This is a genomic window from Lentzea terrae (assembly GCF_003265345.1).
GTDB classification, from domain to species: Bacteria; Actinomycetota; Actinomycetes; order Mycobacteriales; family Pseudonocardiaceae; genus Lentzea; species Lentzea terrae.
Window position 1 is genome coordinate 70,823 of the sequence record NZ_QFWW01000001.1, and the last position, 6,830, is coordinate 77,652.

At 69.0% G+C, this 6,830-nt stretch carries 10 protein-coding genes; 9 read left to right on the top strand and 1 reads right to left on the bottom strand.

Annotated elements, in window-relative coordinates; translation table 11 throughout:
- Window positions 1-153 precede the first annotated feature (153 nt).
- From DI276_RS00250 to DI276_RS00290, 9 genes are all read left to right on the top strand, one after another.
- A complete protein-coding gene (locus DI276_RS00250; protein WP_112261205.1) occupies window positions 154-1,248 on the top strand; it encodes an aldose epimerase family protein in 1,095 nt (364 codons plus the stop codon).
- Between the two features lie 72 nt (window positions 1,249-1,320).
- On the top strand, window positions 1,321-2,688 hold the full coding sequence (locus tag DI276_RS00255; RefSeq protein ID WP_112261206.1) for a glycoside hydrolase family 30 protein: 1,368 nt from the start codon (window positions 1,321-1,323) through the stop codon (window positions 2,686-2,688).
- Window positions 2,689-2,840: 152 nt separating this feature from the next.
- Window positions 2,841-3,143, top strand: a complete 303-nt coding sequence (locus DI276_RS00260; protein WP_112261207.1) for a gas vesicle protein GvpO — start codon at window positions 2,841-2,843, stop codon at window positions 3,141-3,143.
- 58 nt (window positions 3,144-3,201) lie between these two features.
- Window positions 3,202-3,462 (top strand): gas vesicle protein, encoded by a 261-nt coding sequence (locus DI276_RS00265; RefSeq protein WP_232836340.1) that lies wholly within the window; start codon window positions 3,202-3,204, stop codon window positions 3,460-3,462.
- Complete coding sequence (locus DI276_RS00270; protein WP_232836341.1) at window positions 3,459-4,130, top strand: GvpL/GvpF family gas vesicle protein; 672 nt, start codon at window positions 3,459-3,461, stop codon at window positions 4,128-4,130. The genes DI276_RS00265 and DI276_RS00270 overlap by 4 nt, the downstream gene beginning before the upstream one ends.
- Window positions 4,123-4,275 carry a gas vesicle protein GvpJ gene (gene gvpJ / locus DI276_RS00275; RefSeq protein WP_112261210.1) on the top strand — a complete coding sequence of 51 codons (153 nt, stop codon included), beginning with the start codon at window positions 4,123-4,125 and terminating at the stop codon, window positions 4,273-4,275. Before DI276_RS00270 ends, gvpJ (DI276_RS00275) begins: the two co-directional genes overlap by 8 nt.
- Window positions 4,272-4,541, top strand: a complete 270-nt coding sequence (gene gvpK, locus DI276_RS00280; RefSeq protein WP_112261211.1) for a gas vesicle protein GvpK — start codon at window positions 4,272-4,274, stop codon at window positions 4,539-4,541. Before gvpJ (DI276_RS00275) ends, gvpK begins: the two co-directional genes overlap by 4 nt.
- Entirely contained in the window at window positions 4,538-4,900 is a 363-nt protein-coding gene (gene gvpJ, locus DI276_RS00285) for a gas vesicle protein GvpJ (RefSeq protein ID WP_232836342.1), read from the top strand. The genes gvpK and gvpJ (DI276_RS00285) overlap by 4 nt, the downstream gene beginning before the upstream one ends.
- Window positions 4,897-5,550: a GvpL/GvpF family gas vesicle protein gene (locus tag DI276_RS00290; protein ID WP_112261212.1), complete on the top strand. Its 654-nt coding sequence runs from the start codon at window positions 4,897-4,899 to the stop codon at window positions 5,548-5,550. The genes gvpJ (DI276_RS00285) and DI276_RS00290 overlap by 4 nt, the downstream gene beginning before the upstream one ends.
- Here DI276_RS00290 and DI276_RS00295 read toward each other — a convergent pair whose 3' ends face one another.
- Entirely contained in the window at window positions 5,551-6,654 is a 1,104-nt protein-coding gene (locus tag DI276_RS00295; RefSeq protein ID WP_112261213.1) for a substrate-binding domain-containing protein, read from the bottom strand.
- Window positions 6,655-6,830: the final 176 nt, after the last annotated feature.

Here is a 6,830-nt window from a genome sequence, read left to right on the forward strand (position 1 = left end):
AGTCCAGCGGCGTTCGGTATGTCCGGTACTGACGATGAACGGCGCATTTGTCCATCTGACGTGCACAAATGCGCCGTTCATCGTCGGCTCGCGTGCCTGCGAGCGACACCGGTCGCGGAGCTCGCGCTCGACTGTTAGCGCTAACATGGCGGGATGCAGCGTTCCGACACGGTGGCTCCCACGGTCAGCACCGAGCACTTCGGCCAGGTCGGTGATACCGACGTGCACCGGTACGTGCTGGTCAACCCCGGTGGGATCACCGTCCGCGTGCTCGACCTCGGCGGCGTGATCCAGTCGATCGACGCACCGGACCGCGAGGGCTCCCCCGCGAACGTCGTACTCGGTTTCGCCGATCTCGACGGGTACGTCGCGAACAACCAGCCGGACGCGGGCCGCGTGTTCTTCGGCGCGGTGATCGGCCGGTACGCCAACCGGATCGGCGGCGCGTCGTTCACCCTCGACGGCGAGGTGCACCGCGTCGACGCCAACGAGAACGGCAACTGCCTGCACGGCGGTGCCGGAGGGTTCGACACCCACGTGTGGCAGGCGAGCACGTTCACCGAGGACGACGCGGCCGGAGTGCGGCTGAGCCACGTCAGCCCGGCCGGCGACCAGGGCTTCCCCGGCCGGGTCACGGCCGAGGTGACGTACCGCCTGGACACGCGGAACCGGCTGACCATCAGCTACCGCGCGGAGACCGACGCGCCGACGGTGCTGAACCTGACCGACCACACGTACTGGAACCTCGCCGGCGAAGGTTCCGGCGACATCTACGACCAGATGCTGACGCTCCGGGCCGGCTCGTTCTGCGCGGTCGACGAGGCGTTGATCCCGGTCGGCGACCCGGTTCCGGTCGGCGGCACCCCGTTCGACTTCCGCGAGCCGACGCCGATCGGGGCGCGCATCGAGACGGCCGACCCGCAGCTGCACCTCGGGCACGGGTACGACCACAACTGGGTGCTCGACGAGTCCGGTGAGCTCGCCTTCGCGGCACGGGCGCACGACCTGAAGTCCGGCCGGATGCTGACGGTCAGCACGACCGAGCCGGGTCTGCAGTTCTACTCCGGCAACTTCCTGTCCGACGCGCTGATCGGCACGAGCGGCCGGCCGTACCGGCGGGGCGCGGGTTTCGCGTTGGAGGCACAGCACTTCCCGGACTCGCCGAACCGCCAGGACTTCCCGAGCACGGTGTTGCGACCGGGCCAGATCTACCGCCAGGAAACGGTTTACGAGCTGACCGTGCACTGAACGCGGTCGAATTCGAGTCGAAGAGAGCCCTCGGGATTGCTTGCACCGCAACGGTTCCGACACTCTTGGTGAATGAGATCAGCAGTGTCTGCCGTGGCGTTGCTCCTCATGAGCACGCTCGTCGCCCCGGCCGCGCACGCGGCCACCACCGTCACCGTCGACGGCGCCAAGAGACATCAGACGATCGACGGCTTCGGGTTCTCCGAGGCGTTCGGCCGCGGCGAGATCATGCACGGCTCGCAGGGGTTGTCCGCGCCGAAACAGCGGGAGATCCTCGACCTGCTGCTCTCCCGCAGCACCGGTGCGGGCATGTCGATCCTGCGCCTGGGCATCGGGTCGACCGCCGAAAACTCCATCCAGCCCACCGATCCCGGCGGCCCGAACGCGACCCCGCGGTACGTCTGGGACCGCGACGACGAGAGCCAGGTGTGGCTCGCCCAGCAGGCCAAGGCCTACGGGGTGAACCGCTTCTACGCCAACGCGTGGAGCGCACCCGGCTACATGAAGACCAACGGCGACGAGGCCAACGGCGGCACTCTCTGCGGCCTGGCCGGCACGTCCTGCTCGAGCGGTGACTGGCGCCGCGCCTACGCGAACTACCTGGTGCAGTACACCAAGTTCTACGCGCAGGAAGGCATCCGGATCACCGACATCGGGTTCACCAACGAACCCGACTACACCGCCGACTACTCGTCGATGCGCTTCACCCCGGCCCAGGCGGCCGAGTTCGTCAAGGTGCTCGGGCCGGTCGCCGCGGGCCTGAAGGTCGCCTGCTGCGACTCGTTCGGCTGGGACCACCAGAGTCCGTACACCAGGGCGATCGAGGCCGATCCTGTCGCGCGCCGGATCGTTGCCACCCACACCGGCCACACCTACGCGTCGCCGGTCACCGGCCCGCTGCCGACCTCGCGCCGCACCTGGATGTCGGAGTGGTCGCCGAACGGCACGACGTGGAACGAGAACTGGGACGACGGCAGCGGCTACGACGGCATGACCATCGCCCAGGCCGTGCACACCGCGCTCACCACCGGCAAGGTCAACGGCTACGTCTACTGGTACGGCGCTTCGGTCGGCACCACCCGCGGGCTCATCCAGATGGACGGCGACAACTACCGCGTCTCCAAGCGCCTGTGGGCGATCGCGAACTACAGCAGGTTCATCCGTCCCAATGCGACTCGAATCGACGCGACGTCCGCGGGTGACCTGCAGCTGTCCGCGTTCCGCAACACCGACGGCACGATCGCCGTGGTCGCTTTGAACACGGGCACCAGCGCCAACTCGGTCTCCTACACGCTGAAGAACCTCGCCGGGCGTACCGCGACCCCATACCTGACCAGCACGACCGGCAACACCACGGCACAGTCCCCGGTCCGCGTCAACGGCGGCACGTTCACAGCAACCGTGCCCGCACGTTCGCTGATCACCTACCGGATCACGTGACCCGGACGAACTGCTGATCGGCAGTCCGGATCCAGCCGTTGGGTCGATCGGCGTACAATTCGAATGCGTTCGACGAATCGCGTGAACAGTGTGAATTATTTCTGCGTGCGGATCTCGACAACTCCCGGTGCGAACTCCCTAGGGTTGAGGAGGTGAGCGCCGACTCGAGTGATTCTTCGTCGCCTGGCAAACCTGACAAACTGACGGCGGCGAATGCCATTCGAGCCGCAACGGAGCAATTCGGTGCTCTGCTCGGACGTGCTCCGGAAGCCGTTTCGGGGATACGCGCTCTGCCGGACGGCGGCTGGTCGGTGCTGGTCGACGTCGTCGAGCTCGAACGCATCCCCGCCACCACCACCATCTTGGCCACCTACCGCGTCGACGTCGACGCGGTGGGTGAGCTGAGCGGCTGCGAACGGCTCCGGCGCTACACCCGCGGAACGACCGACATGTGACGGAGACGGTTCGCACGTGGAAAACAGACATACCTCGCTCGCCGACACATTGGAACGAGTGCTGGACAAAGGCGTTGTCATCGTCGGTGACATCGCTGTTTCCGTGGTGGACATCGAACTGCTCACCTTGCGCGTTCGACTGTTCGTCGCTTCTGCCCAGACCGCCCGGGAAATGGGAATGGACTGGTGGACGGACGATCCGTTCTTCACCCCCAAAGCAGTGGACCGAACGGCCGAAATGAAAGCGCTGACCCAGCAGAACGCCGAACTGGGTGACCGCCTCGCCGCGCTCGAACGCGCGCTCGGGGAGAGATCGTGAGCCTGTACGCCTACGCGATCACCAGGGATCGGCCGATCGAGCTGGACGGGCCGTGGCTGATCCGCCACCGCGGCCTGGCACTGGTCGTGGCCGACGTGGATCTCGACCGGTTCACCGGACTGGAGTTCGACGATCCGGCCGAGGACAGCCCGCTGGCGGTGCTGGCTCGTGAACACGACACCGTTGTGCGCGCGGTGTTCCGGCACGAACCGGTGCTGCCATTGAGGTTCGGGACTGTGCTGGAAAGTGCTGATGCCGCACTGCGGTTGCTCGCCGCCCGCCACGAGGAGGCGCTGGTTCGCCTGGACCAGCTCGCGGGGCGGCAGGAGTGGGGCGTCCGGCTCCGTGCTGCTGCTCCAGAACCACCGCAGCTGGACGGACTGTCGGGCACGGCCTACCTCATGGCGCGGCGACGGAACCTGACCGCCGCCGACGACGCCCGGCGTGATGCCACTGCTGTGCACGAGGAACTGACCCGGCGCGCCGCTGAGAGCACCCGCCGGGATCCCGCCGGTGACGTGCTTCTCGAAGCGGCGTACTTGGTCGACGTTCCGCTCGAGGACGACTTCCACGCGTCGGTCCACCGGCTGACCTCGGGGCTGTCGGTGGAGATCACCGGGCCGTGGCCGCCGTACTCGTTCACGCGGATGGAGCTCGCCGATGCCTGACCACAGCACCGCGAGCCTGGTCGACCTGCTGGACCGCGTGGTGCACCGCGGTGCAGTCGTGCGCGGCGACGTGGTCATCACGCTCGCCGGCGTCGACCTGATCCGGCTCGACCTGCGCCTGCTCCTGATCGGTCTCGGCCAGTGAGCGGGCAGGACGCCGGCCGCGCGCTCGGCCGGATCGTCGTGGCAGTGCTGGAGATCGTGTGTGAACTGCTCGAGCGTCAGGCGCTGCGCCGGGTGGACGCGGGCACGCTGACGGCCGACGAGGTGGAGAACCTCGGCCAGGCGCTGATCTCGCTGCAGCGCCAGTTCGCGGCGTTGCGGGAGGCGCTCGGGGAACCGGACATCTCGGGTGTCCGCCTGCCCGTCGACATCGCGAGTCTGCTGAACGACGAGAGGACACCGCTGTGACCGCTCCTGCCATCCCTAACTCCGGCGGCCTGGCCGACGTGCTGAACATCCTGCTGGACAAGGGACTCGTGATCGACGCGTCGGTGCGGGTCTCGTTGATCGGCATCGAGATCCTCGCCATCGACATCAAGGTCGTGATCGCCAGCGTCGACACCTACATCCGCTACCTGGAAGCGATGCATCGCCTCGAAGCCGTCCGGCGGGGCATGCCCGCGCCTCCGCCCGCGCAGGGCATCGGCGGCACCTACGGCCTGCTCGCCTCGGCGGTACCGGCCATGGTCACGCCCGCCGTGGTCACCCCGACCCAGATCGCCACCCCGGTCGGCGTCGCGGAGCCGGTCGAAGAACCCCGGCCATGAGCCTGCACCTGCACGCCGTCGTGCGGGCGCGGCACCGGTTGCCCGACGGCTCACCGTTCCGGCTGATCGAGGTGGACGACCTCGCGGTGGTTGTGAGCGCTCACCACGGCGAGCTGACTTCGGCGGACGCCACCGCGCACCTGGCCGCGTTGTGCGCACTGCTACCGGGCGGACCGGTCCTGCCGCTGCGCATCGGGACCACCGCGGTGGACGAGCGCGCCGCCGTGCTCGCGCTGCGCGTACCTGGCTTGCGCGAACACCTGGAGCGGCTCGACGGCCTGGCCGAGATGCACGTGCGGTTGGTCTTCGACGAGGAAATCGCCCTGCGTGCGGTCTTCGACTCCGGTGCGTTCACCGGCGGCGGTCGCGACCCCATCGCGCAGGGCGAGCGGATCGCCCAGGCAGTCGGTGTGTGGCGCGGGAAGCAGGCCGACACGTTGCTCGAACCGGTGACGGCGATGGCCAGCGCAGTGGCGGTGCTCGACGCGGGCGAACCTGCCTCGGAACTGCGCGCGTTCCTCGTCTCGCTGGACCAGCTCGACGCCGTGCGCGCTGCGGTGGCCGAGATCAACGGCACCTGCACCGGTCCGTTGCCCGCCTACCACTTCCTCGACCTGGCACCACAACCGACGTCCCGCTGGGGCTGGTGATCAGGTCAGGCTGAGCGCCGTACCGCACGACTCGCGCACCGTCAGCGTCGGCCACAGCACGACGCGGTGCACCGGCCGTTCGAGCGGATCCGCCAGCCGGGCCAACGCGAGTTGTGCGGCGAGCGCGCCGAGCCGGTGTTTCTGCGGTCGCACGGCCGTGAGCGGCGGATCGGACGCGGCCGCGACCTCGTCGTCGTACGACACGACGGCGAGGTCGTCCGGCACGCGGATGCCCCTGTCCCGAGCGCGTTCGAGCACCCCGATCGCCTCCCGGTCGGCGTGCACCAGCACGGCGTGCACGTCGGCGTCCCGGCACTCGTCGAGCACCTGGTCGACCGCACGTGTCCACTGTGGAGAGCCGTAGGGCGGCACGTCGAGCACCGGCACACCACCGAACGGCAGCTCCAGTGACGACACGGCCGTCGTCCAGCCCGCCCGGATGGCGTCGCTGTGCGGACTCTGCCGGGAGGTGACGAGGCCGATGCGGCGGTGGCCGAGCGTGGCGAGGTGCCGCACGGCGAGGCCGGCACCGATCGCGTGGTCCGTCACCGCCGCGTCCAGCGCGATCGTGGGCAGTTCCGGCGGGGGAAGTCGTTCCACCAGCACGACGGGGACCGACTGCGCGCCGAGCCAGCGCAGCAGTTCGACGCCGGCGCGACCGGTGGTGCTGGGCGCCACCAACAGGGTCTGCACGCCGCGGTCGAGCAGCTCGTGCACCCGGCGGCGGTCCTCGGCGGCGTCGTAGCTGGACGCGCGCAGCACGAGCCGTCCGCCCGCCGCGGCGACGGCGGTCTGCGCGCCCTGGATCACCGCCGGCCAGTAGTACTCCACCGACGGCGCGACCATGCCGACGAGCGGCTGCGTCGGCGCCGGACCCACCACGGACTGCGGTCCGCGCGGGAACGGCTCGGCGTGCTTGGGCATGGTGATCCCGCCGTGCACGCGCACCACGAGGCCGCGGTCGGCGAGCGCCGTCACGTCGCGGCGCACCGTCACCGCCGACGCGCCGAGCAGGTCCACCAGCTCCTGCAATCGGACCGTGCCGTGCGTCCGGACGGCACGCAGGATCAGCTCATGGCGCTGAGCAGCCAACTTCTGGTTCATTTCTTCGCTTCTGATCGCTTCCGAGCGTTTCTGATCACTTCGTTGACCGCTGAGTGTGCCACGGGGTGAGGTGTGCCACATCACTCCAGCAGGAGGGTCAGCAATGGAGCTTTCCCCAGCGCTGCAGCACCGCGGCCTCTCGCGCCGCGGTTTCCTGCGCGCCACCGCCGCTGCGG

Bases quoted from the DNA above. Each gene is read 5' to 3' on its own strand.
- DI276_RS00250 (WP_112261205.1), top strand. From the start codon at position 154: ATGCAGCGTTCCGACACGGTGGCTCCCACGGTCAGCACCGAGCACTTC.
- gvpJ (WP_112261210.1), top strand. From the start codon at position 4,123: ATGCCTGACCACAGCACCGCGAGCCTGGTCGACCTGCTGGACCGCGTG.
- DI276_RS00255 (WP_112261206.1), top strand. From the start codon at position 1,321: ATGAGATCAGCAGTGTCTGCCGTGGCGTTGCTCCTCATGAGCACGCTC.
- DI276_RS00290 (WP_112261212.1), top strand. From the start codon at position 4,897: ATGAGCCTGCACCTGCACGCCGTCGTGCGGGCGCGGCACCGGTTGCCC.
- DI276_RS00295 (WP_112261213.1), bottom strand. From the start codon at position 6,654: ATGAACCAGAAGTTGGCTGCTCAGCGCCATGAGCTGATCCTGCGTGCC.